General features: G+C 59.8%; 22 protein-coding genes and 1 other RNA gene. 13 read left to right on the top strand and 10 right to left on the bottom strand.

Features of this window, described 5'->3' with window-relative positions; translation table 11 throughout:
• Positions 1–1,311: an FtsX-like permease family protein gene (locus tag IEW73_RS12635; RefSeq protein ID WP_188675645.1), complete on the bottom strand. Its 1,311-nt coding sequence runs from the start codon at positions 1,309–1,311 to the stop codon at positions 1–3.
• Positions 1,308–2,009: an ABC transporter ATP-binding protein gene (locus IEW73_RS12630; RefSeq protein ID WP_188675643.1), complete on the bottom strand. Its 702-nt coding sequence runs from the start codon at positions 2,007–2,009 to the stop codon at positions 1,308–1,310. The genes IEW73_RS12635 and IEW73_RS12630 overlap by 4 nt, the downstream gene beginning before the upstream one ends.
• An 81-nt stretch (positions 2,010–2,090) precedes the next feature.
• Between IEW73_RS12630 and IEW73_RS12625 the strand changes: the two genes are divergently transcribed.
• Together IEW73_RS12625 and IEW73_RS12620 are read left to right on the top strand one after the other, a co-directional pair.
• Positions 2,091–2,477, top strand: coding sequence for a hypothetical protein (locus IEW73_RS12625; protein WP_188675641.1), 387 nt, complete (start codon positions 2,091–2,093; stop codon positions 2,475–2,477).
• Between the two features lie 10 nt (positions 2,478–2,487).
• Positions 2,488–3,510, top strand: coding sequence for a cobalamin biosynthesis protein (locus IEW73_RS12620; protein ID WP_188675639.1), 1,023 nt, complete (start codon positions 2,488–2,490; stop codon positions 3,508–3,510).
• Here IEW73_RS12620 and IEW73_RS12615 read toward each other — a convergent pair.
• Both IEW73_RS12615 and IEW73_RS12610 read right to left on the bottom strand, forming a co-directional pair.
• Positions 3,427–4,269, bottom strand: a complete 843-nt coding sequence (locus IEW73_RS12615) for an SURF1 family cytochrome oxidase biogenesis protein (protein WP_188675636.1) — start codon at positions 4,267–4,269, stop codon at positions 3,427–3,429. The genes IEW73_RS12620 and IEW73_RS12615 overlap by 84 nt on opposite strands.
• 82 nt (positions 4,270–4,351) lie before the next feature.
• Positions 4,352–4,843, bottom strand: a complete 492-nt coding sequence (locus IEW73_RS12610) for a low molecular weight protein-tyrosine-phosphatase (RefSeq protein ID WP_277395876.1) — start codon at positions 4,841–4,843, stop codon at positions 4,352–4,354.
• 81 nt (positions 4,844–4,924) lie between these two features.
• Between IEW73_RS12610 and cobC the strand changes: the two genes are divergently transcribed.
• From cobC to rnpB, 5 genes are all read left to right on the top strand, one after another.
• Positions 4,925–5,971, top strand: coding sequence for an Rv2231c family histidinol phosphate aminotransferase CobC (gene cobC, locus IEW73_RS12605; RefSeq protein WP_229675991.1), 1,047 nt, complete (start codon positions 4,925–4,927; stop codon positions 5,969–5,971).
• Between the two features lie 47 nt (positions 5,972–6,018).
• Positions 6,019–7,152 carry a Nif3-like dinuclear metal center hexameric protein gene (locus tag IEW73_RS12600; RefSeq protein ID WP_188676892.1) on the top strand — a complete coding sequence of 378 codons (1,134 nt, stop codon included), beginning with the start codon at positions 6,019–6,021 and terminating at the stop codon, positions 7,150–7,152.
• Positions 7,153–7,257: 105 nt separating this feature from the next.
• A complete protein-coding gene (locus tag IEW73_RS12595; RefSeq protein ID WP_188675630.1) occupies positions 7,258–7,995 on the top strand; it encodes a zinc ribbon domain-containing protein in 738 nt (245 codons plus the stop codon).
• A 55-nt stretch (positions 7,996–8,050) separates the two neighbouring features.
• The gene (locus IEW73_RS12590) at positions 8,051–9,157 is read left to right on the top strand and encodes a bifunctional RNase H/acid phosphatase (protein ID WP_188675627.1); all 1,107 of its coding nucleotides are present in this window, start codon (positions 8,051–8,053) and stop codon (positions 9,155–9,157) included.
• Positions 9,158–9,220: 63 nt separating this feature from the next.
• Positions 9,221–9,627, top strand: an RNA gene (rnpB, locus tag IEW73_RS12585) — RNase P RNA component class A.
• Position 9,628: 1 nt separating this feature from the next.
• Here rnpB and IEW73_RS12580 read toward each other — a convergent pair.
• Positions 9,629–10,477, bottom strand: coding sequence for a GNAT family N-acetyltransferase (locus IEW73_RS12580; RefSeq protein WP_229675989.1), 849 nt, complete (start codon positions 10,475–10,477; stop codon positions 9,629–9,631).
• A 72-nt stretch (positions 10,478–10,549) separates the two neighbouring features.
• Between IEW73_RS12580 and IEW73_RS12575 the strand changes: the two genes are divergently transcribed.
• Both IEW73_RS12575 and IEW73_RS12570 read left to right on the top strand, forming a co-directional pair.
• The gene (locus tag IEW73_RS12575) at positions 10,550–11,938 is read left to right on the top strand and encodes an FAD-dependent oxidoreductase (protein ID WP_241012684.1); all 1,389 of its coding nucleotides are present in this window, start codon (positions 10,550–10,552) and stop codon (positions 11,936–11,938) included.
• A 366-nt stretch (positions 11,939–12,304) separates the two neighbouring features.
• The gene (locus IEW73_RS12570) at positions 12,305–12,790 is read left to right on the top strand and encodes a DJ-1/PfpI family protein (RefSeq protein ID WP_229675988.1); all 486 of its coding nucleotides are present in this window, start codon (positions 12,305–12,307) and stop codon (positions 12,788–12,790) included.
• A 290-nt stretch (positions 12,791–13,080) separates the two neighbouring features.
• On the opposite strand, the gene IEW73_RS12565 is transcribed toward IEW73_RS12570, so the two are convergent.
• Positions 13,081–14,064 (bottom strand): glycoside hydrolase family 183 protein, encoded by a 984-nt coding sequence (locus tag IEW73_RS12565; RefSeq protein WP_188675618.1) that lies wholly within the window; start codon positions 14,062–14,064, stop codon positions 13,081–13,083.
• Between the two features lie 135 nt (positions 14,065–14,199).
• Positions 14,200–15,348: a peptidoglycan recognition protein family protein gene (locus IEW73_RS12560; protein ID WP_188675613.1), complete on the bottom strand. Its 1,149-nt coding sequence runs from the start codon at positions 15,346–15,348 to the stop codon at positions 14,200–14,202.
• A gap of 9 nt (positions 15,349–15,357) precedes the next feature.
• Between IEW73_RS12560 and IEW73_RS12555 the strand changes: the two genes are divergently transcribed.
• The gene (locus tag IEW73_RS12555) at positions 15,358–15,540 is read left to right on the top strand and encodes a hypothetical protein (RefSeq protein ID WP_188675609.1); all 183 of its coding nucleotides are present in this window, start codon (positions 15,358–15,360) and stop codon (positions 15,538–15,540) included.
• A gap of 26 nt (positions 15,541–15,566) precedes the next feature.
• Here the strand turns inward: IEW73_RS12555 and IEW73_RS12550 are convergent, their stop codons facing one another.
• The 3 genes from IEW73_RS12550 to panB are packed head-to-tail and all read right to left on the bottom strand — an operon-like array spanning position 15,567 to position 18,427.
• The gene (locus IEW73_RS12550; protein WP_188675606.1) at positions 15,567–17,114 is read right to left on the bottom strand and encodes a CYTH and CHAD domain-containing protein; all 1,548 of its coding nucleotides are present in this window, start codon (positions 17,112–17,114) and stop codon (positions 15,567–15,569) included.
• A 12-nt stretch (positions 17,115–17,126) separates the two neighbouring features.
• A complete protein-coding gene (locus IEW73_RS12545) occupies positions 17,127–17,531 on the bottom strand; it encodes a hypothetical protein (RefSeq protein ID WP_188675603.1) in 405 nt (134 codons plus the stop codon).
• Between the two features lie 26 nt (positions 17,532–17,557).
• Positions 17,558–18,427, bottom strand: coding sequence for a 3-methyl-2-oxobutanoate hydroxymethyltransferase (gene panB, locus IEW73_RS12540; protein WP_188675601.1), 870 nt, complete (start codon positions 18,425–18,427; stop codon positions 17,558–17,560).
• 142 nt (positions 18,428–18,569) lie between these two features.
• Between panB and IEW73_RS12535 the strand changes: the two genes are divergently transcribed.
• The 3 genes from IEW73_RS12535 (at position 18,570) to IEW73_RS12525 (ending at position 24,670) form a co-directional block, all read left to right on the top strand.
• Complete coding sequence (locus IEW73_RS12535) at positions 18,570–20,216, top strand: alpha/beta hydrolase (RefSeq protein ID WP_188675598.1); 1,647 nt, start codon at positions 18,570–18,572, stop codon at positions 20,214–20,216.
• Positions 20,217–20,292: 76 nt separating this feature from the next.
• The gene (glnA, locus tag IEW73_RS12530) at positions 20,293–21,633 is read left to right on the top strand and encodes a type I glutamate--ammonia ligase (protein ID WP_188675595.1); all 1,341 of its coding nucleotides are present in this window, start codon (positions 20,293–20,295) and stop codon (positions 21,631–21,633) included.
• 13 nt (positions 21,634–21,646) lie between these two features.
• Positions 21,647–24,670 carry a bifunctional [glutamine synthetase] adenylyltransferase/[glutamine synthetase]-adenylyl-L-tyrosine phosphorylase gene (locus IEW73_RS12525; protein WP_188675592.1) on the top strand — a complete coding sequence of 1,008 codons (3,024 nt, stop codon included), beginning with the start codon at positions 21,647–21,649 and terminating at the stop codon, positions 24,668–24,670.
• The last annotated feature ends 6 nt before the right edge of the window (positions 24,671–24,676 follow it).

Raw genomic sequence — 24,676 nt, 5'->3', positions numbered from 1 at the left:
TCATCGCCCCGCGAGCATCACTGACCGCAGGATTGGTGTGGTGGCGTAGACCGCAGCAATTACTAGTCCACAGCCGAAGGCGATCAACCCGATGAGTTGAACAAGTGCTAGTGGGTTGATAAATATCATCAATCCGGTGATGGGGAAGAGGAAGCCCAGCGCGAAACCTGCACCGATGAGTGACATCACTACGACTGGTGTGCGGACCTGGCGTGTGCGCGCTTCATTCATCACGGTGAACGGTGTGCCAGCGTAATTCAGATTGCGATAGAGGTCGCGATTGTCGAGGATAGTCGCAACCTGGGTGAGGACTGCGGAGATTGCGGCGAGCCCAAACGTGACTGTCACGGTGAAGGCCACCCCGAGGCGCATGTCAGCCAGCAGTTGTGCGTCTTCGGGGCTCCCAGCAGCGCCGCCGATGGCTGTCAGAAGTGAGGTGCCAGCTGCGACAAAGCTGGCGACAGTGACGCCTCCCACTGAACGCCACACCTGTTTGGGGTCGTCAAGGATGCGGCGGGCGGCTACTAGCGCCCCTGCACTGCTGGCACGTCGAATGAGGACCTTTCCAACCAGCGTGACAACAAATGGGCCGACGAAGTTGATGGCGCCGAATACAACGGCGAGTGCGACGAGCATTCCTGCGATTCCGAGTGCTGCAGGGTTGATCTGCGTCCACACAATAAGCACCGCCACCACGGTTGCTGCAATGATCCATTTCGGTGCCGGGGGTGCGTGGCGTTGTGCCACACCGAGTGGGCTGATGACTACCGCGCGGAGACCGACAAGCGCGGAGATGACGGCGATGACGGTGACACCGAGCAGCGTTCCGGCGAGGACTGGCATTCCTACCCACAGTTCAGCCGTGGTGAAGGGGTGACCCTGAAACGGAAGCTGCGCCACCAGTGGCAGACATGCTCCGTACGTCGCCGCGCCGAGAACGCCGCCGAGAAGTCCCTGAAAACCAGCCTCAATGGCGGACAGCGCTACCACTTGGCGGGGTGTGGCTCCTGCAAGCCGGAGGGCTGCAAGTCGTTCGTCGCGTCGGCGTGCACCTAGGCGTGCCGCTGCTAGGCCCAACGTAAAGCACGGGATGACGATCAATATTGCGGCGATGGCAGCGAGCACCGTGTAGAACTCAGCGTCGGGGTGGTCGGTTCGGTTGGCGAACGCACCGTAACCACCGAAGACGGTCAAGGCGAGGGCAGTGGAGGACATAAATGCCACCAGCGGCAGGGCGAAGGTGGCGAAGATACGGGGGCCTTCGGCGCGCGAGGTGAGGGCGGTGACCCGCATGACGGTGAGGGCGCTCATTTCTGTGCGGTCCTTTCAACGAGGGTGCCTTCGTGCACGCCAATGGTGCGATCACAGAATGCGGCCACGTCCGAATCGTGGGTGACCACGACAAGTGCGGTGCCCATGTGGCGGCTCGTTTCCCTCAGGAGGCGCATGACTTCCGCAGAGGTGTGGGCGTCGAGGGCACCTGTTGGCTCATCGGCGAACAACACTGCTGGGCGTGCTACAAGAGCCCGCGCGATCGCTACGCGTTGTGCCTGACCGCCCGACATCTCACCGGGTCTGCGCATCTCCAAACCTGAGATCCCTAGCGGTGCAAAAAACGCGGCAGCCTGTGCTTTGGCCGCTGCAATGGGCATTCCGTTAAGTATGAGTGGGAGCGCTACGTTTTCGATTGCAGGAAGTTCTGGCAGTAGTTGTCCAGCTTGGAATACGAACCCAAACGCTGTGCGCCGCAGTTCGGTGCGCTTCGACTCTTTCCAGGTGTGAATGGGTTGGCCGCGAAACAGAACGGTGCCACTGTCGGGCTTCACGATCCCGCTGAGGATGTGAAGGAGAGTGCTCTTGCCTGATCCGGATGGTCCCATGACAGCAAGAGATTCTTGAGGTCGTATCGCGATAGAGGCGTTGTGCAGCACGGTGTTTGTCCCGTAGCTTTTGGTGAGCTCAAGACCTGCCAAGACTGGTGCGTCGGCAGTGGATTGTGGTGTTGTCATGCACGCAATGCTCCCGTTTATGCCAGGGCGAGCACATCGGACTTAGGGCCCATTCCTCGCAGTGACGTATCGTCCTCAGGTATGACAACACTGAGTCGGTACCGCGTTGTCAATGCCGGATGGGTCATTTTTCTCCTCCTCGCGGCCCTAATCGATATAAGGACGCGCGCATCGACTGCGTCTGAGGGGTCAAACTTCTGGTTTGGGGTGTGCTTCGTCGCGGTCGTTGCTGTATCCGTGGTGGGGTTGTGGCTGGTTCGGGTGCCGTCGGGTGTGTTTGTTCCACGATTCTTTGGTGTCCACGGCCCGCTCGTTATCAGCGTCAATATTGTGGACAGCCAGTGGCCGACTGCGGTAGCGGGCTCACTATTGTGGGTTGTGATTTTTGTGTTGCTGACTCGCCCGGAGCCGGTTGCGTGGATCAATCGATGGACGCAATCGCCGCAACCTCGGCCGTCGACAACATGAGTGCGACGACATGAGTGCTACAACAGACCACGTGACAGAACCGAATGTGTTGGTGACGCGTGCGGCAGGAATCGCGCTAGGGTTTGCGCTCGACGTTGCGGTTGGTGATCCTCAGCAGTGGCACCCGGTGGCGGGGTTCGGGAAGGTAGCGTCGCAGCTGGAGCAGGCGATCTACCGCGACGGGTATGCCCGAGGGGCGTTATATTGTGGCGCGCTGGTTGGCGTAGTCGCGGCAGGGGCTTTGTGCGCTGATATGGCGGTGCGAAAATCGTCGGTTGCTCACGTAGCACTGACGGCGGCGGCTACGTGGGTGGCACTTGGTGGAACGTCGCTGACGCGAGTTGGTTACACGATGGCGGCGCATGTGGAAGCCGAGGATATTGAGTCGGCTCGGGGTCTTCTGCCGTCGCTATGCGGGCGTGACCCTGACGTTTTAGATGCAGACGGTATTGCGCGAGCGACGGTGGAGTCCTTGGCGGAAAATACGTCGGATGCCGCGATTGCGCCACTCGTGTTCGCCGCCGTCGGTGGAGCCCCTGCAGTGTTGGCGTATAGAGCTGTAAATACCCTCGATGCGATGGTTGGGTACCGGTCGGAAAAGTACGCGCGTTTTGGCTGGGCTTCGGCACGCCTTGACGACGTCGCCAATCTCATCCCCGCTCGTGCATGCGCCGCTGTGACGGTTCTCGTGGCACCACCCGGCCGTCGGCGCTCCGCGTGGGAGGCTTGGCGGTCCGACGCGAACAAGCACCCTAGCCCTAATGCTGGTGTCGTTGAAGCGAGCGCTGCGGGTGCGCTGGGTGTGCAACTGGGTGGCGAAACTGTGTATCGGCATGGCCGTGAACAGCGCCCCACTTTGGGCACTGGGCCGACACCCGGGGTGCATGATGTGCGTCGAGCGACACGATTGTCGTCATCAGTGCAGGTGACAACGCTCGGTGTGGTGCTGTTATCGACGCTTGCCGTAGCGGCTGGCCAGTCGATCTTCCGCCGTCGGCGGGCTCACCGGGGGAGCTTCGGACGACGACGGTGAGCTGTCCTCCTTGGGGGCCTTGTTTCTGCGACGTTCGCGAAGTTCTGCCCGCGCGAAGTACAGCAACCCCAGGGGCGCCATGATGCCAAACGCGATCCATTGCAGCCCATACGACAAGAACGGTCCACTGCTGAGCTGCGGTAAACCGATGACGCCGAGACCGCCGGGTTGTTCCGGTGCCAGCTGAACGTACGTTTGAGGCAGTTCGAGACCTGTGATTGCTGAGATCTCGGTGAGGTTAATGGAATACACCTGCGTAATGCCGTCGTCGCCCACGATTGCCTCGCGCCCGAGCGTGCCTTCCGGCACCCGAACACGGCCCTCAAGCTCGACAACCCCAGTCGGTGCAGGGTTGAACTGTGGAACCTCGGTTCCACGTTCAGTGATGACGTAGCCCCTGTTCACTAGCACCGTAGTGGCATCGTCGACCTTGAACGGTGTGAGCACCTCGAATGCTGGTGAGGATTCCGCCGAGCGCAATCGAACAACAACTTCACTTTCAGGCAGGTACTCGCCTCTGAGGGTGACGCGTCTCCACTCCATATCGGGGTGGAGTTCACCATTTTCAGAGAGAACATCAGACACCGCTACGGGGGTCGCCTCAACGGATTGCTCAATAAGCGCATTGCGGCGTTCAGTTTCGGCATTCTTGCCGAGTTGCCACGGCGCAAGGACCGTGAATGCCAAGTACGCGAACACGCCAACCACAACAACAAGCGCTACCCAACCTGGGCGGAGGAGGAAGCCAAATCGACGCACGACACCACCGTAGCCCGAAGTGCCGACTCTGCGACAACTGCGGGTGCTCTGCGTAACCTGAGTCACCGCAAACCGACAACTACTAGACCTGATCTCGGACCCATCGGAGGATCCCAGGGACGGCTGCTTCAATTTGCTGACGAACTTCTTCAAAGCCGGAAATTCCGCCGTAGTACGGATCAGCCACGTCGATAGAGTCGGCGTCAGGATCGAAGCTCCGTAGCATTCGGACGCGACTCGACTCGGCGCCGAGCATCGCGAGTTCGCGTGCGTGACCGCTGTCGAGCGCAACAATGAGGTCCGCGCTGAGGTGGGTTTCGTCAACGACGGCAGCGACATGGTCGGCGCTGTACCCGTGGTTGCGCAGGACGTCGACGGTGCGATGGTCTGCCGGATTTCCCACATGCCAATCGCCAATCCCCGCGCTACTGACGCGCACACGATTGTCAAGGCCTTCGCGGTGGAGGATGTCACCGATGATGCGTTCGGCCATCGGCGAACGACATATGTTTCCGGTGCAGATGAATGTGATGTGCACTCTGTGAGCCCTTCCGTGCGACCTGGTTTCGTGCAACAAGGCGTCGCCATGAGCATATGGACGGGTTTCCATTATGCCGAGGAAGCGGTGGGATGAGCGCGTCAGTAGGCTCAGGCTGTGATTGCGCCGAGGTCTCAAGACGTTTCAGTGGAGTCGCTGCGTCATCATGGGGATATCGACGCCGCACCCGGGCTGATCGACTTCGCCGTCAACGTGCACGGCGCTGAACCGCCGGTCTGGCTTCAGCAGCGACTAGCTGGGCGGATTGGTGATCTTGCCCGCTATCCCAGCGCAGACGAGAACAGTTCGACCCGCAGCGTACTGGCCGAGCGGCACCGTCGTTCGCCGGACGAGGTGCTTCTCCTTGCGGGGGCTGCTGAGGGTTTCTCGTTGCTACCAAACCTCGACATCAAGCACGCTGTTGTCATCCATCCCTCCTTCACCGAGCCAGAGTTCATTCTCAGGCGAGCTGGGATTCGGGTCACCCAGCTGATTCTTCGTGAGCCATTTACCCTCGGTGCGCGCTCGGTGCCTGATGACGCAGACCTCGTCGTGCTCGGAAACCCAACAAACCCAACGTCGGTCCTGCACACGCGCGAAGACATTGATCTGCTGCGCCGACCTGGCCGCATTGTGGTGGTCGATGAGGCCTTCATGGACGTTGTGCAGGGGGAACACCACAGTTTTTCGACAGAACTCGCACCAGACGTTGTGGTTCTGCGGAGCATCACAAAAACTTGGGCGCTCGCGGGTTTGCGTTGCGGGTATGCGCTTGGGGACCCCGAAGTGTTGACGCAACTTGGTCGCACTCGGCCACACTGGCCAGTGGGTTCGCTACAGATGGAAGCGCTGCGCGCCTGCAGCGAACCCGCGGCGCAAGGTGAATCGCTGCGAATCACGCAAGAGATTTCGGCCCACCGTGACTACCTCGTGGATCAACTTCGAGGACTGGTAGATGGAGGGATCCGTGTGCTCACCCCGGCGTCGGCGCCCTTCGTCCTGGTGCAGGTGCCGTCGGGACTGTGTGCTTTCCTTCGCACGCGGGGGATTGCCGTGCGGCGCTGCGACACATTCCCCGGACTGTCAGACGAATATGTCAGGGTGGCCGTGCGCGCACCCGAACAAGTAGACATGGTTGTGAACGCGATGAAGGAGATGTTGTGACCGGCGAGACGAAGCACGATAAGGCCGCTGTGAACGATACGGCTACTGTGACTGTGGGCGATGTTGTTCGCTCTCTTGAAGTTGCCTACCCACCACAGCTCGCCGAGTCGTGGGATTCTGTCGGCTTAGTGTGTGGAAACCCCGATGACGCCGTCACCAAAGTGCTGCTGTGCGTCGATGTCACGACAGACGTAGTAGAGGAGGCGATCAACTGGGGTGCGGAACTTATTGTCGCCCACCATCCTTTGCTGCTGCGCGGCGTTGATTCTGTTGCCACAAACACCCCTAAAGGAGTTCTGCTGCACCGGTTAATACGAGCGGGTTGTGCCTTGTTTACTGCCCATACCAATGCGGATTCAGCTGATCCGGGTGTGTCCGATGCCCTTGCAGATGCTCTCGGAATTACCGTGGAAGGCCCCATTGCGCCCAAGCCTGAGCGCCCGGTGGACAAGTGGGTGGTCTTCGTTCCATCTGCTGACACCTCGGCTGTGGGCTCGGCGCTGTTTGAATCTGGCGCAGGCTCGATGGGTGACTACAGCGAATGCGCTTGGTCGGTGACGGGGACTGGGCAGTTCCGGCCGCTCGCTGGAGCTAATCCCACCCTGGGAACCGTGGGGGACCTAGAACGCGTGGTCGAGGACCGCTTGGAGGTGGTGGCACCGCGAAACAAGCGTGATGCGGTACGCGCAGCTCTGCGTAGTGCCCACCCATACGAAGAGCCTGCCTTCGATGTGTTTGAGCACGCTCCGCTGAAATCGTGCTGCGGACTTGGTCGCGTCGGCGCACTGCCCGCCCCCGAAACTTTGCGGGAGTTTACGAGACGTGTAGCCAATGCGTTGCCTGCAACAACGTGGGGAGTGCGTGCCGCTGGGGACCCCGAAAGGTTGATTCACCGCGTCGCCGTCTGTGGTGGTGCAGGGGATTCATACTTGGCTGCGGTGTCAGCGCTTGGTGTTGATGCCTACGTGACATCAGACCTGCGGCACCATCCCACTGATGAGCACTTGCGTACCGGCGGGCCAGCTCTCATTGACGTCTCGCACTGGGCAAGCGAATACCCATGGTGTGCGCAGGCTCGCTCGGTAATCGACGCAGCATTCAGTGATCACAGCCTAGAAACCCGCGTTTGTGCCGTACGGACCGATCCGTGGACAGTCAGTGCACATCCGGACGAAAGCTGACGGCACACGTTAAACGTGCCAGGATTCTGTCCGTGGTCTGAATGGGCGGTAGAGTGGTGCGGTTGCACACGAGAGAACGACATTTGAATTTGGGAGCACAGAGTAGTGAAGGTTGACGTACAGATTCAACAGCGGCTCCTCGATCTTGCAGGGGTGGACGCAGAACTGTCGCGTCTCCGGCACCGTCGACGCAACCTGCCTGAGGACAAAGTCATTGCCGAACTCGAGGCGGAGCGGCAGAAAATCAAGGACGATGCCGTCGGGAAAGAAATGATCCTCGACGACCTTGACCGTGACATTCGTCGGCTTGAACGCGAAGTCGAACAGGTCGGCAAGCGAGAACTGCGCGACAACCAACTCATGCAATCAGGTTCGCTTCCGTCGAAGCAGCTGTCTGAGCTTGAACATGAACTCGCCACATTGGCGCGTCGACGCAGCCTTCTCGAAGACGACCTCCTTGAATATATGGAGCAACGCGAAGCTGCCGACGAAAACTACAAGCACGCTGGTGCGAAGCTATCGCAAATCGATGACAAGATCTCCGACGCTAATAGACAACGCGACGAGGCCCTCGCCGACATTGAGGTAGCTGAACGCCGCTGCAATACCGACCGAAATGCGCTTGTGCGACTCTTCCCAGACGAATTCCTTGAGCTGTACACCGAACAACTCACCATTCGTGGGATCGGTGCCGGACATCTGCAGGGACGGCGGTGCGGCGCATGTCGCATCGAGCTTGACCGCGGTGAACTTGAACGCATTGCGGCAACGCCAGACGACGGTGTTGTGCAATGTCCGGAATGCAGCGCAATCCTGGTGCGCAACGCACGCTCAGGACTCTGACCACTCCGTTTGGAAACCATTCTGTTCAGGCCACGACAGGAAAGAAGCGGTTTACGTGAGCACACCTGACAAGGTCATCATCGAGGCAGACGGTGGCTCGCGAGGTAACCCTGGTCCTGCTGGGTACGGCGCCGTCGTGTTCGATGCCGACAGCCGCTCTGTGCTCGCCGAGCGGAAAGAGTTCATCGGTACCGCCACAAACAATGTGGCCGAGTACAAAGGACTGATTGCGGGGCTTACCGCTGCGTCGGAAATCGGTGCGCGCGAGGTCGACGTTCGGATGGATTCCAAACTGATCGTCGAACAGATGTCGGGACGGTGGAAAGTAAAACACCCCGACATGATTCCGTTGGCCCGCGAAGCCGCCACGTTAGCCCGCGCGTTTACTTCGGTGAAGTACACCTGGATTCCTCGCGAGAAGAACAAGCACGCCGACAAACTCGCAAACGAAGCGATGGACGCTGCTGCAGAAGGACGCGACGAGGAACCTCCGGCTGCGAAACCCGCCGCTTATCACTCACCAGGGTGGACGGGCGCGATGGGTACCCCCACGCGAATGCTGTTGCTTCGACACGGACAAACTGCATTGTCAGTGGAGCGACGATATTCCGGTCGAGGAGACCACCCACTGACCTCCGAAGGCCAGCGTCAAGTGGAAACCGCAGCCCAGCGCCTCAGCCGCCAGAAGGGGCGCATCAGCGCAGTTATCTCATCGCCGCTGACACGCACCCGCAGTACCGCAGACGCGGCGGCGGAAGCACTCGGCTTGCCTGTCACTCCGCACGACGGCCTCATCGAAACAGATTTTGGAGCCTGGGAAGGCCTCACTTTCACCGAAGCGTCCGCCCGCGATCCAGAACTATTTGCGCGGTGGCTCACAGACACATCAGTGGAACCCCCAGGCGGCGAAAGCTTCGACACCGTACATAAGCGGGTAAGGCGGGCGCGCGATGAACTTATCGCCGAATACGGCGGCGCCAATTTGCTGATCGTCAGCCACGTCACCCCAATCAAAACGGTCCTCCGGATGGCGCTCGACGCCGGACCAGCACTGCTTTTCCGACTCCACCTCGACCTAGCGTCGCTGAGTATCGCCGAGTTTTACCCCGACGGTGGTGCATCCGTGAAACTCGTCAACGACACCAGCCATACCTGGGAGTAGCTGTTGTTCGTCCTCGCACCGGTTCGTTGAACCACACGGCGTAAGGCTATTGTTGTGGGCGGACGAGTCAGTCGGGCGGCCGCGTCGCAGGGAACCACCGCACAGCGATAGGCCCTGCGCCGAGGAAAGTCCGGACTCCGCAGAGCAGGACGGTTGTTAACGGCAACCCGGGGCGACCCGCGGGACAGTGCCACAGAAAACAAACCGCCCACCACGGTGGGTAAGGGTGAAACGGTGCGGTAAGAGCGCACCAGCACCCTGGGTGACCAGGGTGGCTAGGTAAACCCCGTCCGGAGCAAGGCAGAAGGCCTCACCCTGTGGTGGGGCTGCGCGAATGTTTGAGGGCTGCTCGCCCGAGTTCGCGGGTGAGCCGCATGAGGCACCCGGCGACGGTGTGTCCAGACGGATGGTCGCCACTCCAGCGTTTCGACGCTGGGGGACAGAATCCGGCTTAGAGACTGGCTCGTCCCTTTAGGTTTCTGCGCGCGCCCGACGTTCCATCAGCACGGTGTCATGCCAGACGCCGTCGAGTTCGGCGATCCGTTCGCGCACACCAACTGTGCGAAAACCCACCGCCTGGTGAAGTGCGATGCTGGCGCGATTCTGCGGAAAAATTGACGTTTGAATGGTCCACACCCCGGCAGTATCCGCGTGCTGGACGAGTTTACGCATCAGCGCACTACCGATTTTCTTTCCTTGTGCCACTGGGTCTACATAGATTGAGTTTTCAGTGACGCCGCGGTAGCAGGACCTTGTGGATGTTGGCGACAGGGTGGCCCAGCCAGCAATTTTGTTGTCGATTTCGGCGACCCAGCGGTGCTGTGGCAACCACTTCTGTTCCAGCAATGAACGATCGGGCACTGCGGTCTCAAAGGTTGCGGTGCGTGCAGCGATCCCTTGAGCGTAGATGTCGATGACCGGCGCCCAATCGGTATCAATCATGGGGCGAACAAGAACATTGGGTGGAGCCTCACCGATGCAGCATCGCCCGGTGGCGAGAATTCCCATTGCGGCTTCTGCGGCGTGGGGGATACCTGTACAGCAGGTCGGGCTCACGCTCACAATAGTGGCGGTGCCGTGCTTTCTCACGGCAAGGAACCCCACATCGGCGAGCTTTTTTATGTGGTGTGACACCGTGGGTTGTCCGAGGGATAGAAGTTGGGCGAGTTGTCCTACCGCGATTCCGTCGGGGGAGCGTGCGACATAGTGGAGGAGGCGTACTCGCGTGGGCTCAGCGAGGCACGCAAACCACTCTGCGTAGACCTCTGCCTCTTCGAGGCTTAGAGGGTGATTAGTTGGCGGCATCGATGGAACCTCCATCATCGAAGTATATCGATGATTGCCTACATTGATGTACGTCTATACAGTGAAAGGGTATATCGATCCTCGTCGATGGAGACCTTGGTGAAAGACCTACCTGTAGTTGTTGTCGGCGCCGGACCCATCGGTTTGGCCGCTGCCACCCACCTAGCGCAACGCAACATCCCAACCCATGTCATCGAGCGCGGTTCCCACGCGGGAGCCTCAGTCGTCGAATGGAACCATGTTCGGCTCTTCTCCCGCTGGGCTGAAGTGATCGACCCCGCAGGACGTGCACTGCTCACGAACACTGAATGGACACCGCCCGACGACGACACCTACCCCACAGGTAGGGAGTGGGTGACGCAATACCTGCGCCCACTGTCCGAAGCGCTCAGAAGTTCCGTCGAGTTCAGTTACGACACAGAGGTGGTAGGCATTGCGCGGCGAGGACGCGATCGACTCGTTGATTCGGGCCGCGACACGGAACCGTTCTCCGTATACCTGCACACCGCTGACAGACAAACACACAAAATTGCAGCCCGCGCCATCATTGATGCAACAGGAACCTGGCAATCACCCAACCTTGTTGGTAGCGAAGGGCTTCCTGCAATCGGCGAGGATTCCGCCCACACACGTATCAGCTACCGCATCCCAGATCTCGATTCGCCAACAGTGCGGGACGAACTCGCCGGGAAACACATCGCAGTTGTAGGCAGCGGCCACTCCGCCCTCACCGCAGTCGGCTTATTCGCAGCCTTTGCCCAGTCGCACCCTGGCACCACAATCACCTGGGCACGGCGACGAGGTACGGCAGAAAACGTCTTCGGCGGTGGCTCCCAGGATGAACTCCCGCAGCGCGGAGCACTCGGTGTGCGCGCCAAAAAAGCCGTCGAGGACGGCCTCGTTTCGACCATCACGGGCTTCCGCACCGAACAGATCGAGACACATGACGACAACCTCGAGCTGATCAGCGACACAGGCGCGCGCATCGTCGACGTCGATCACGTTGTTGCACTGACAGGGTTTCGGCCCAACAACTCGTGGCTCACAGAACTGCGCCTGAACCTCGATTACACCCTTGAGGCACCTGTCGCATTGGCGCCACTCATCGACCCCAATGTGCACTCATGCGGAACGGTCTACCCCCATGGCTACGCAGAACTGTCGCACCCTGAACCCAACTTTTTCATTGTCGGAATGAAAAGCTACGGGCGCGCACCAACCTTCCTCGCGATGACTGGCTTCGAACAGGTGCGTAGCATCGCTGCTGCTCTCGCAGGCGACTTCGACTCGGCCGCCCAAGTGGAACTGACACTCCCGGACACCGGCGTGTGTGGGGGAGCTGGAGTGTTTGACGACCCCAACGCGGAAGGTTCTGGCGGCTGCTGTGCCCCGCCGCAATCGTCCGCGACAGTTGCACCAGCCCAGGTTATTGCGTTGGAAAGCCTGGCGATGCCCCGATTTGGACCGCGAAACTAGGGGATAAGGGGTGCCGGTCAAACCGAGAGACGATGACGGCGGCCGGTCTAGTGGGCGATTAATTCGGCATCTCGGCCCGGATCGACAGGCACAGGCTGAACGGTCCGTCCGCGAGTATTGCGACCGGCAGTGCGATGCAGTTCGACGGGAGGACCCCACGAGCTTTGTGCATATCGCCGATGGTGCAACTAGTGCGGAGCCTCGTCAGCGCCTCTCCGCCTCTCCTCCTCTCCTCCTCCGAATCCATCTGCGGAGGTCAACAAAACGGCTGAGTTTTGAGTGATTTTGGCGACCTGCGCAGGTGGATTTCGAGTGTGCGGACTGTGCCTGGTGCGTATCGGACCTGTAACGCGGTCCTGCCTCGCCATGACTGGAGGCTCGACCATCGCCGACAGTGGGGTGTTTGTCATGGCAGCCACGCATTCGTTCGACGAGACCCCGACGCCGGATGTTGTGCTGATTGGCGGGTCGGTCACTGCTAGCGGCGCGATCGCTAAGAATCAGCTGCTTCTGGAATGGCTGCGGCGCGTGCACAAGACCACACAGTGGACCGCGTCGGTGTGCACAGGTTCGGTAGTGCGAGTGGCTGCAGGCCTGCTCGAGGATCAGCCCTCTACTACGAATTGGTCGGAGATGTCTGTGCTCAACGGACTTGGGGCTCGGGCAATGAGCGACGAGCGAATCGTCCAATCCGGGAAGATCGTTACGGGCGCCGGGGTGTCAGCTGGCATTGACCTAGCACTGTGGCTTGTCGGCAAGATCGCAGGGGATGACGTGGCCCGCGCCGCGCAGTTGGCGATCGGGTATGACCCGAGGCCGCCGTACGATAGTGGCAGTCTGGCGGAATGCTAGTGCTGACACGAAACGTGCTGTTGCAGCGATTGTGCGCCGAGAGACCGTGAAGCTCGCCGCGAACGAGCCGCGCGCGGTCCTTCGCGAAAGCGCCGAGCTTTCGGAACTCGCTTTGCGAATCGCGGTGCGCAAAACCCGGAAAGTCCGCCCGGGGATCCGACGTGCCAGAAACTAGGAGTGGCGGACCTACAGACCGATCACAGCGGGTTGGATTGATTAGTTGACGAAGACATCACGCCTAATGAGACTCCACAGGATTCGGGGCGAAACACCAGCCAATCCCTGGTGACCTAGCGCGGGAGGCTGCCGTGGAAAAGCATCGCCTTGTAAACCTTGTTTGTTGTGGTGTTCCACTGGCTGACCGAAATGTGCAGGTCATCAAGGGTTGAACCGGGCACGATGTAGCCGCCGTACAGTTGGGCTACATCGCCTACGGCATGGTTTTCGTCTTCCCAACTTGTGCCGCGCAGCAGTGTGTACTGACGGGTCTCAAACAAGTTGTCAGTGGGGTGGTCAAGCACCATAGCTTGGATCTGGTATCCACCAGCGTCGAACCAGACGAGCACGTACTTGCCGTCGACGCGTCGAAGGCTCATTTCACCGAACTGGCCTGTGAGCACTGGCGTGGCGGTGTTTCCCCACCGCCACCCAGTGTCTTCGGTCCATCCCCACGGAACCCACGCTTTCGGGTTTGTCACGTCGTCCACTGCAACCCGGTAGAGGAACAAGGGCTTGTTGCGCTGGAAGCCCGTCGAAAATACGTAGATCCAATTGTCTTCGGGAGGGCCCTGCACCCAGGTGATCAGTTGCATGTTCCCGGCGTCGTGTTTTCCCGACCATTTTGCGCGGGTTTTCTTCCATGACTCACCGGCGTCAGTGGAGGCAAAGATGCGAGTCTGCGTGACGTTGTGCAGGCCGTCATTACGCATGGCAAATAGGTATGTTGCGTCACCGATGGTGATGGCGTCGGCCGGGAGCCACGTTGTGCGCCCACGGTTGCTGCCGCGCACGAGACGCCGAGCCTGCCCCTTACCTGCGCACGAGCAAAATTCGACGCCGTCCTCCAGCGGTTGATCTGCTGAACGTAACAGGACCGGTGACCGCCACCCTGGTGTTCCTGGTGCCACACCACTGAATGTGTCACCAAAGATCCATGCGAGTTCGCGACCGCCCGGCAACTCGACGGGTATGCCCAGGTCAGTGCCGACAACGTCGAAATTGCAACTGCTGGTACCTGGCCCTGTGAGGTCGCATACTTTGCTGAATCGTCGCATACGGGAACCGTACCGACGCGACACAACTGCACGCCATTCAGTGTTGCGAATAGAACCCGATACGCCTGCTATCCAACGCTTAAACTCAACCACCGCCCCCACTGCTACGAAACCTGACGTAACTCTGACCCGCAGTCACCGACCAAATGGAATTCGCTCGCGTACCCACCCAGGAATGCGGCGGACAATGACAAGCGGCCAGCGAAGGTTCGATTGACTTTCGGAATCTGGGGCAGAGGGCTGGTCGGGCTCAGGGATCGGTACAGGTTCGGGCTCTGGAGTGGGTGTGGGCTCTGGTACAGGCTCAGGTGCGGGAGCTCCTCGAAGTCCCGCCGCCCACGTTCCCGGGCCAATCAACCCATCCGGTCGCCAGCCGTGTGCTCGCTGGACAGCGCGCGCAGCATCGGCTGTCGCCGCATCCCACACACCCGTTTGTGGGATCTCCTGCCGCGCTTGCCAGAACTTCAACCCCTCACGCCACTGCGGGCGTTCCGAAGGATGCTGACCCGAAATCGACTCAGTGGGCCCCTCCAGCGGGCCAAAGTAATACCCGGTCGGAAGCGGAAACACTTCACGGTCTACGGGCCCTGGTCCGTTGACGATGACCTGTTGCACCTGGCGGCGGAAGTCAGCCATATCAATTCCAGCCGGATCAATTTTTCCTTCCGAACTGTATTCCTTATGACCCACCACATTGTTAACCGAGAAGCCAACCTTCCGCGCGATGGCAGCACACCCGCGCACGTAAGCGTCTAGTTGCTCCGGAGTCCAATCGAAACGTCCTTGTGCGTCAGGGCGACCAGTGCTGACCGCTTCAATCCCAATCACATGCCAGTTCGCATTATTTGTCGGCCAACCAGGCCACGAGCCACGCCCTGCGTGCCAGCACACACCAGCTGCCACAACCCGGTATGTGCCGTCCTTCTCCAACACCAGATTCGACAACGGACCGGGCAGATCGGGGCGACCGAACATCACCACGCGCCAGTCGTTGGGGGTGCCACCAGCGGTGTGGTGGGCCATCACCCCGCGGATGTCGCGATACTCGCCGTGACCGCGAGTGAGCCACCCATCGTGTTCGATAACGGTTAAGCCTTCAGCTCGCAGCACATCAGCGAGCCAAACCGGATTACCCACCCACGCCATCGTCGAATCGTCTCCCATCAAAGCTGTCCCCAATGTGATCACCATCATGCCTGCGATGTCTGACATGTGCCGTAGTCGCCCAGTCAGCGGCGAAATCGAGGCGCACGTTCCCGTGCTGTGGGCGGGGTCGTCGGGCACACTGAAGGAATGAACACAGATGACCAGTGGTACTACTGCGTTACCGACGGCTCTGTCCGGCGTGGCAAAGAATCACGAGGCCTCGAACGCATGGGCCCCTATCCCAACAAAGAGACGGCTGCACGTGCGTTGGAGATCGCTAAAGAACGCAATGAAAAGGCTGATGAACAAGACGAAGAGTGGAATTCCTAGCTCCCCAGCATGGTGATACATAGACATTACGGCAGCGCGCGAATAGCGCGACGCAGCGCCTTCCAGTGCGTGCGGTAGTCAGATTCTGCAACATCAGCCATCGCTTGTTCGTACCCTGCGAGCCGTTGGTAGTCACTCGCGTCACCGCCTTGCTCGGCGACGTCCACAGCGATGTTGTCGAGTAGGTTGCGGGTGATGACACCATCTTGGTGTTCGCCTAAGACTTCCTGAACATCTTCGGCAGCTTTTCGAACACGTTTTATTTTCCGCCCGGACTTCGCATCTATGTGGGTCTTGTTGGCGATTTCGGCAGCGTAGCGGATTCGTTTGCACTCTTTGCGTACGCTGTGAAGATTGGTGTCACGCTCGTAGGTGTTGGTGGCAGCCCGCGCTTTGCCCTCAGTTTTCCGCGTCTTTTTGTGCATCCGAACAAGAGTCGAACAAATAGCGTCGCTCCCGTCACGCTTGGCCTTCTTGCTGAAGTGATCGGCAGCAAGGATGGTGTCGAGTGAGTCCAGCAGCCGGAAGTATCGGGGGCTTGTGAGCATATCCATTACCTCGGAATACGCCGTCGCGTAGGCATCGCGCTGGTGTGCGAGGAGGTGCTTGCGGGTCGTTTTGCTGATTGTGCCGGTCGGTTGGGCAGCAATAAGCGCATCGAGGCGTAGCGCCATCACTTCAGCATCGCGGGCGCCGCCCAGCACACCCGCACACCACTTAAGTTCACGTTCAATCGGATCAGTGAGTTGCCTAGCGAACTGGGGGCGATACCCACGCAGGAGGCTCCGAATTCGTCGGGCTGCCACGCGCATCTGGTGAACTGCGTCTTCTTTGTCGAGGCGAACAAGTGCGTCATGTTCAAAGAATGCATCACGGTGCCGCGCGACAGTCTCGACGAGGAGGGCGCCTATGGAGTTTTTCGCAAAACTGGCTGGTTCAGGTTCTGCTTCTGAAGTTGGTGTCACCGCGTCGGGGCCTAGTGCACGTGCCAGCTTCGACGGACTCGGTGAGTCAAGCGCCCCGGCCTGTAGTAGCCGATCGCGGACGCGAGCGAGATCAGATTCGTCGCCGGAGACAATTTCGGCTTCCCATTCCCGCCAGGTGCTCACATGCTTGTGCCCGGGCCGCAGCGATGAGGCGGTGACGCGATCATCGACCACCTCGACTAGGGCTGCACCGTTGGAGCTGCGCAACGAGTAAGTGGTACGCCTGTTGAGCACCTCCGCAACGGCGATTAGAGGCTTATCCCGAACGTGGATTCGCACGCGGTCTGTGAGCGCGGACGGGGGGCCTTCGCTCACAGCGCTGAGCGGGGCATGCACCTCAGCCCGTGCGCCCGCCGTCGACGGAAGTTTGAGGTGCCATCCTTCGTCTCCGCCGCCTGTGCGATGCCGCAACGTGATCTTGTGGCGTGCTAGAGCAAGATCTGAAGTGTCAAAGTACGTAGCGTGGAGTTCCGCCACAGACGCTGCATCTACCGCGTCCACGCCCTCAACGCTGTCGAACGACGGAATCGCAGCTTCTTTCCCAGCTTCAAACTTGAGTTCACGTTCTACATTCTCGGTTGTGGACACAATGCAGCAGTCCTACTCTGGCAAGCCGATAATGGCTGACGCGATTGACGGTATGTCTAGGTAGCTCATTACATTGTCCCGCACGGTGGGGCACGCTTCAATGAGCGCCGTGTCTATGGCGTCACGATTGCGGGCAAGTTCGATCAAATCGACATTGTTGTTTGTCGCCCAGTTGATCACGATGCCGTTCAACGTGACGCGCCCAATGCTTGGCGTGTAGGTGCGCATTTCCTGTTCCCGTTCGGCCAGGTCGGTGCACAACATCGACGCATCGGGGAGTGCGAAACCTGGGGGAGCCGGGGGCGGTGGATCGGCTGGGGTTGATTCAGGCCCGGGGGCCGTACACGCGCTCAGAAGTACTGCTGCAAGTCCGCAGACGACGATCGTTGAGCGCGAGGCGAGTTGTGATGTGGGCACCGAGTACTCCTGCAGACTTGAGGGATCTAGCGGACGAAGGTGTGCTCTTCAGCCGGAAACGATCGGTCGCGAACAGCTGACCCGTACTCGGTCGCCGCCGAGTGCAGTTCTTTTCCGACGTCGCCAAAGCGGCGAACAAACTTGGCGGTCTTTCCGCCACTCATTCCGGCCATGTCCTGCCAGACAAGAACTTGCGCATCACAGCCGCTGCCCGCTCCGATTCCAACAGTGGGGATACCGAGAGTTTTCGTGATGTCCGTTGCGAGGTCAGCAGGCACCATTTCCATCACGACGGAAAATGCGCCAGCATCCTGGACAGCCAAAGCGTCAACGGTCAACTGTTCGGCACCGGCACCTCGACCTTGTACCCGGAAGCCGCCCAAACTGTTGACGCTCTGCGGTGTAAACCCGATGTGGGCCATAACCGGAATGCCAGCTGTGGTCAGCGCTTTGATCTGTGGAGCCATCCGATCGCCGCCTTCCAGCTTGACGGCATGCGCTCCGCCTTCTTTCATGAACCTGATCGCACTCTCTAAGGCCTGAGTGGGTGACACTTCATACGACCCGAATGGCAGGTCGGCGACGACCAACGCATTGGGTGCCCCACGGACTACCGCCCGGACGAGTGGGATGAGTTCATCGATGGAAATCGGCACGGTGGTGTCGTAGCCATAAACAACATTGGCTGCGGAATCTCCGACGAGAAGAACTGGAATGTTGGCTTCGTCGAAGATGCGTGCCGTGGGGTAGTCATACGCGGTGAGCATGGGCCAGGCCTGACCCTGTTCTTTCCACGTCTGGAGGTGATGAATCCTAGTTTTCGTGCGCTTTACCGCATCAGCCGGTCCTGCTGATGCGTTGCCGTAGACCGGATTTTCTGCCGTTGTGTCCGACATCGTTGTCCCTTCGCGCCTCGAGGCCCGTTATGGGTCCCCGGGATTGGGTGGTGACACGCCTAGTCTGCCACTGTATCGAGCAAACAACCCGTATCGGCCACTGATGTGACGTGGATTACGACCGCGTGGCAGGATCGCTGTCATGGTTCCTGCTGGTCAATCTGTGGTTGGGCGCGCGGCGAGTGAACACGGCCGCACAGAAGTGAAAAAACGGCGACACGGCCAGCGTGGGCGGCTCCTGACTGGGGCGTGCCTTGGAATTGGTTTGGTGCTTGCGATAACGGCGTGCGCGCAGGCGCCGGATTCGAGCTTCACCCCTGCGGAACCACAAGGGTTTGACCCCGATCTCGCCGAGTTCTATACCCAGGAACTCCAGTGGGAGTCCTGCGACGAATATGCCAACGATGCTGACACGCGGCAGCGTCTCAATCGTTTCGGATTTACCTGTGCCTATTTGGCTGTTCCGCTGTCTTACGAGGACCCGACGGGTGACGTCGCCAACATTGCTGTGACACGCACCAGCGCAAGTGGGAACAAGATCGGTTCGCTCGTGATGAACCCAGGCGGTCCGGGCGCTGGAGGGATTTCGGCTGCGGCGAATGTGGCAGCCGCGCTGCCCGGCACTCAACTTGGCGAGCGCTTCGACTTTGTATCGTTTGATCCGCGCGGAATTGGTGCGTCAACGCCAGCAATTGCGTGTCTGAGTGGTCCTGATCAGGACAGTTACCGACAGGCGTTGCGCATCGACATGAGCCCTGAGGGCATCGCCGAGACAGAAGCAGACACACGTCGTTATGTCGAGGCATGCGAACGCAATACTGGGCTTGACGTCCTTAGCAACGTCGGTACGCGGGACGTGGCTCGCGACCTCGATGTGCTGCGCGCGGCGCTCGGTGATGAGCAACTCACGTTTTTAGGGTATTCGTACGGGACTTTTTTGGGCGCGGTCTATGCCGAGCAGTTCCCGGACAAAGTTCGCGCAATGGTGCTCGACGGGGCGGTAGACCCTGCTGAGGATCTAGTTGAGACTCTGGTGCGCCAGGGCGAGGGGTTTCAGCGTGCATTTGATGCTTTTGTTGACGATTGTCTGGAGCAACCCCAGTGCCCACTTGGCAGCGATGTCGACAACGCGGTCAAGGAGTTCCGGGTGATTATGGAATCGCTGATCGACGACCCAGCTTTTACATCAGACCCACGGAACCTCACCTACAGCGACGGAATGGCGGGCGTCTATCAGGCGCTCTATTCTCCGCAACTGTGGACACTGCTGCGTACGGGACTCACCGAAGTGACAGATGGTCTTGGTGACACATTGCTTTTCCTCGCAGACACCTATGAGGGGCGCCGAGACGACGGCACCTACCGCAACACGATCCCAGCTTTTCACGCGGTGAGTTGTGTAGACAGTCCACCTGAAACTGACAGGGCGCGGCGCGGTGAGGCCGACATGCGGTATCGCGAAGTCGCACCGTTTGCTGACGGCGGGCAGGGGACCGGTGAAGCCCCACTAGATTTCTGCGCATTCTGGCCCGTGCTCAACACCAGCGAACCGCGCGATTTGGATATTGACGACGCACTGGCACCTACCTTGGTGGTGTCGACGACTGGTGACCCTGCGACGCCGTACGAGGCCGGTCTGGAACTTGCTCGTCAACTCGGCGGCAGCTTGCTCACCTACGAAGGAAATCAACACACTGTCGTGCTTGGAGTTGACGAATGTGTTGACCAACACGTCGAGCGGTATCTCATTGACCTGCAGTTACCGGAGTCAGACCCGCGTTGTGGGTAATAAAAGAGTTGGGGTACTGGGAGTTTCCCACCGTGAACCCGGTTAGTTGCTCGCTGTAAGTGATAACCTCGCCGGTATGGATCGCCAGAAGGAATTCGTGCTTCGCACGATCGAGGAGCGCGACATCCGGTTCGTCCGGCTGTGGTTTACCGACGTTCTCGGCTACCTGAAGTCGGTGGCTATTGCGCCTGCTGAGCTTGAGGGTGCCTTTACCGAGGGGATCGGCTTTGACGGATCCTCCATCGAGGGTTTCTCACGCGTCTCAGAAGCCGACACCGTCGCAAAGCCAGACCCCTCGACATTCCAGATTTTGCCGTGGGTCCACAAGGACGGAAAGCCGCACACTGCTCGCATCTTCTGCGACATCACCATGCCGGACGGATCCCCGTCCTGGGCGGATCCGCGCCACGTGTTGCGCCGCCAACTGAACAAAGCTGCTGACTTAGGTTTCAGTTGCTACGTCCACCCCGAGATCGAGTTCTTCCTGCTGAAGAATTCTCCCGAAGATGGCTCGGAGCCAATCCCCGCGGACAAGGGCGGCTACTTCGACCAAGCGGTGCATGACACTGCGCCGAACTTCCGTCGGCACGCGATCGAAGCGCTGGAGTCGATGGGTATCTCTGTCGAGTTCAGCCACCACGAAACAGCCCCGGGTCAGCAAGAGATTGATCTTCGCTACGCTGACGCACTATCGATGGCTGACAACATCATGACCTTCCGGTACGCCGTGAAGGAAGTTGCGCTGCTCGAAGGTGTTCACGCCTCCTTCATGCCAAAGCCGTTCAGTCAGCATGCTGGTTCAGCGATGCACACCCACATGAGCTTGTTCGAAGGCGACAACAACGCATTCTTCAATCCGGATGATCCGATGGAATTGTCGGACACCGCGAAGCACTTCATAGCTGGGATCTTGGAGCACTCCAACGAGATCAGCGCGATCACCAACCAATGGGTCAACTCGTACAAGCGACTGATCCACGGTGGTGAAGCACCAACAGCCGCGTCATGGGGCCGTGCTAACCGATCAGCTCTGGTGCGTGTGCCGATGTACACACCGAACAAGGCTGGTTCGCGTCGTATTGAGGTGCGTAGCCCAGACTCGGCTTGCAACCCGTACCTCACATTCGCGGTGCTTCTTGCCGCAGGTTTGCGCGGGATCGAGCAGGGATACGAACTGCCAGCCGAAGCCGAAGACGACGTGTGGTCATTGACTCGCGCTGAGCGTCGCGCCATGGGCTACAAGGAACTACCTGGCAACCTTGACCAAGCTTTGCGTGAAATGGAGAAGTCGGAACTGGTTGCCGAAGCTTTGGGTGAGCATGTTTTTGACTTCTTCCTTCGCAACAAGAGAGCCGAGTGGGAACAGTACCGCAGCCAGGTCACCCCGTTTGAGTTGAAGACTTACTTGTCGCTCTGAGAGGTTCTGTGTGATGTCCCGACCACCCCTTGGTCGATCACTGATCCCTGGGCCTGCACGACTCGGCATGGTCGATGCGCAAGCAGCTGATCGCCTGAGCCAACTCGGGTGGGACAGCGACACTGACATTGACCTACTGTGGGCACTTTCGCGGGCGCCCGATCCCGACCGGGCCCTTCTAGGGTTGGTTCGGCTTCGGGACGCGCTCGCGTCTGAGTGGGGTGACTGTGACGCAGCGCTACGAAGCGATACTGGGTTCCGCGGCCGTCTGCTGTCAGTCCTGGGGTCATCGACAGCTCTGTCGGATCACCTCATTGCACACCCGCACCTGTGGGAAAGCCTTCGCGGGGAGCGATTGTCTCTGCGCAGTGCGGATGACCTAACGGCAAACATGCTTGCCTCTGTCGGCGGTAAACCCGAATCGATTGAGGGGCTCGACGCCGAAAAATCGAAGATCTATCGCGCCTCGGTTACCGGCCCCGACGCGATAGTGAAACTTCGCAACGCCTACCGCGACGAGTTGCTCATTCTCGCTGCCGCAGACCTTGCCGCCACAGTCCAAAACGAACCAGTTTTGCCGTACACCTCTGTGGTTCGCCACCTCACGAATCTCGCTGATGCGGCCTTGACCGCAGCGCTTGCCGTCGCCGTCGAAACCGTGTGCGCTGGTAGGCCGTGTACTACCCGAATCTCCGTGATAGCTATGGGCAAGTGTGGTGCACGGGAACTGAACTACGTCAGCGACGTCGACGTTATTTTCGTGGCCGAACCAGCAGACGGCATGGGGACCCGCATCGCCAGTGAAATGATGCGAATTGGTTCTGCCGCCTTTTTTGAAGTTGACGCAGCGCTCCGACCAGAAGGCAAAGCTGGCGCCCTCGTTCGAACCCTTGATGCCCACGTCGCCTACTACAAACGCTGGGCGCACACCTGGGAGTTTCAAGCGCTACTGAAAGCTCGCCCCATGACGGGCGATATGGAACTTGGTGAGCGGTACGTTGAGCTGCTCAACCCGATGGTGTGGACCGTATCGGAGCGCGAAGACTTCGTCGAGAATGTTCGAAAGATGCGACGCCGAGTCGAGTCTCTGATCCCCGATGACATCCGTGACCGGGAGCTGAAACTCGGTTCAGGCGGATTGCGTGACGTCGAATTTGCAGTACAACTTCTGCAACTCGTCCATGGTCGAGTCGACCCAAATCTGCATGTCACCTCCACTACAGATGCGCTCACCGCTCTCGTGGCCGGTGGTTACGTGGGCCGTGAAGACGCCGCGAATCTGACGGCGTCATACGAATTCCTGCGCCTGCTTGAACACCGGCTTCAACTCCAGCGACTCAAGCGCACCCACACTCTCCCCGCGCTGAACGACACTGAGGCATTGCGGTGGCTTGCCCGCGCAGCACACGTACGCCCTGATGGGCGCACTGATGCACAAGGTGTGCTCGTCGATGAGATCAAAAAGAACGTCGCAAGAGTGCGACGCATCCACGCCAAACTGTTTTACCGGCCCCTCCTTGAATCGGTTTCTAAGCTCGACACCGATGCGCTGCGCCTCACCGAGGACGCAGCAATTCGGCAGCTGTCTGCGCTGGGGTACGCGACACCTCGAAACGCGCTCGGGCATCTCCAAGCACTGTCCGGCGGTGTTTCTCGCGGAAGTCGCATCCAGGCGCTACTGCTTCCCACTTTGCTCGACTGGCTCAGTGACACTCCCAACCAGGATCACGGGCTCCTGGCCTACAGGCGTATGTCGGAAGAACTGCGCGACAAACAGTGGTTCCTCCGCACCCTCCGGGACGAAGGGGCAGCTGCGCGTCGGCTGATGCAAATACTCGGATCATCCGCCTACGTCCCTGAGTTGCTGCTCAAAGCACCCGAAGTGCTGCGGCTCTACGGTGATGGCGCCGCCGGGCCGAAACTACTCGAAACGAACCCGGAAGATGTCGCGAAAGGCCTTCTCGCATCATCTGCCCGCTACAGCACCCCCGAGCGTGCAATCTCTGCGGCACGAGCCCTACGACGCGCAGAACTCGCCAGGATCGGGTCTGCCGACATCCTAGGTTTGCTCGACGTACCTGAGGTGTGCCATGCGTTGTCTTCCGTGTGGGTTGCTGTACTCGACGCCGCACTTGACGCAGTGATCAAAGCCAGCGTGGCCGAACGCGGGGAACCGGCACCGGCGCGCATCGCAGTCATCGGCATGGGTCGACTGGGCGGTGCTGAGCTTGGCTACGGATCGGATGCCGACGTCTTATTCGTCTGTGATCCAGAACCTGGGGCGGACGAAACGGTAGCCGTGAAGTGGGCCACCGGGATCGCGGAAAAAATCCGCAAACACCTCGGCGCACCCAGCACAGACCCACCACTTGAGGTGGACACCAACCTGCGGCCAGAAGGTCGCAGCGGGCCCATGGTGCGTACCCTCGCCGCATACGACGCCTACTACGCACAGTGGGCGCAAACCTGGGAAGTTCAGGCATTGCTGCGCGCACACCAAGTTGCTGGCGATCAAGAACTTGGCGTCGAGTTCCTCCATATGGCCGACAAAGTTCGGTACCCGGAGGGCGGTGTGTCCAGTACAGCGGTTCGAGAAATCCGCCGCATCAAGGCACGTATCGACTCTGAGCGACTACCGCACGGTGCCGACCCGAAACTCCACACGAAACTGGGACGCGGGGGACTGGGTGACGTGGAATGGACCGTGCAATTGCTGCAACTGCAATATGCACACAAGGTTCACAGCCTACGAAACACCTCAACCTTGGAATCCCTCGATGCCATCGCTGCCGAAAACATCCTCCCAGCCAGCGACACTGACCTCTTGCGTGAATCGTGGATCACGGCCACGCAGGCCAGAAACGCACTGGTCCTCGCTCGTGGAAAACCCACCGATCAACTGCCAAGCTCAGGTGCCGCGCTAAGCGCTGTTGCCTACATCGCTGGTTGGCGGCGCGATTCAGGAGAGTTCCTGGAACACTATCGGAGGGTGACACGACGAGCCCGCGGTGTGGTCGAAGAGGTTTTCGGAACCTAGTCTTTC

The organism is Hoyosella rhizosphaerae, assembly GCF_014643175.1.
In the GTDB taxonomy this organism is placed as follows: Bacteria; Actinomycetota; Actinomycetes; order Mycobacteriales; family Mycobacteriaceae; genus Lolliginicoccus; species Lolliginicoccus rhizosphaerae.
Note: the sequence above shows the minus strand (reverse complement) of the source record. Positions and strands in the feature narration are given on the sequence as shown.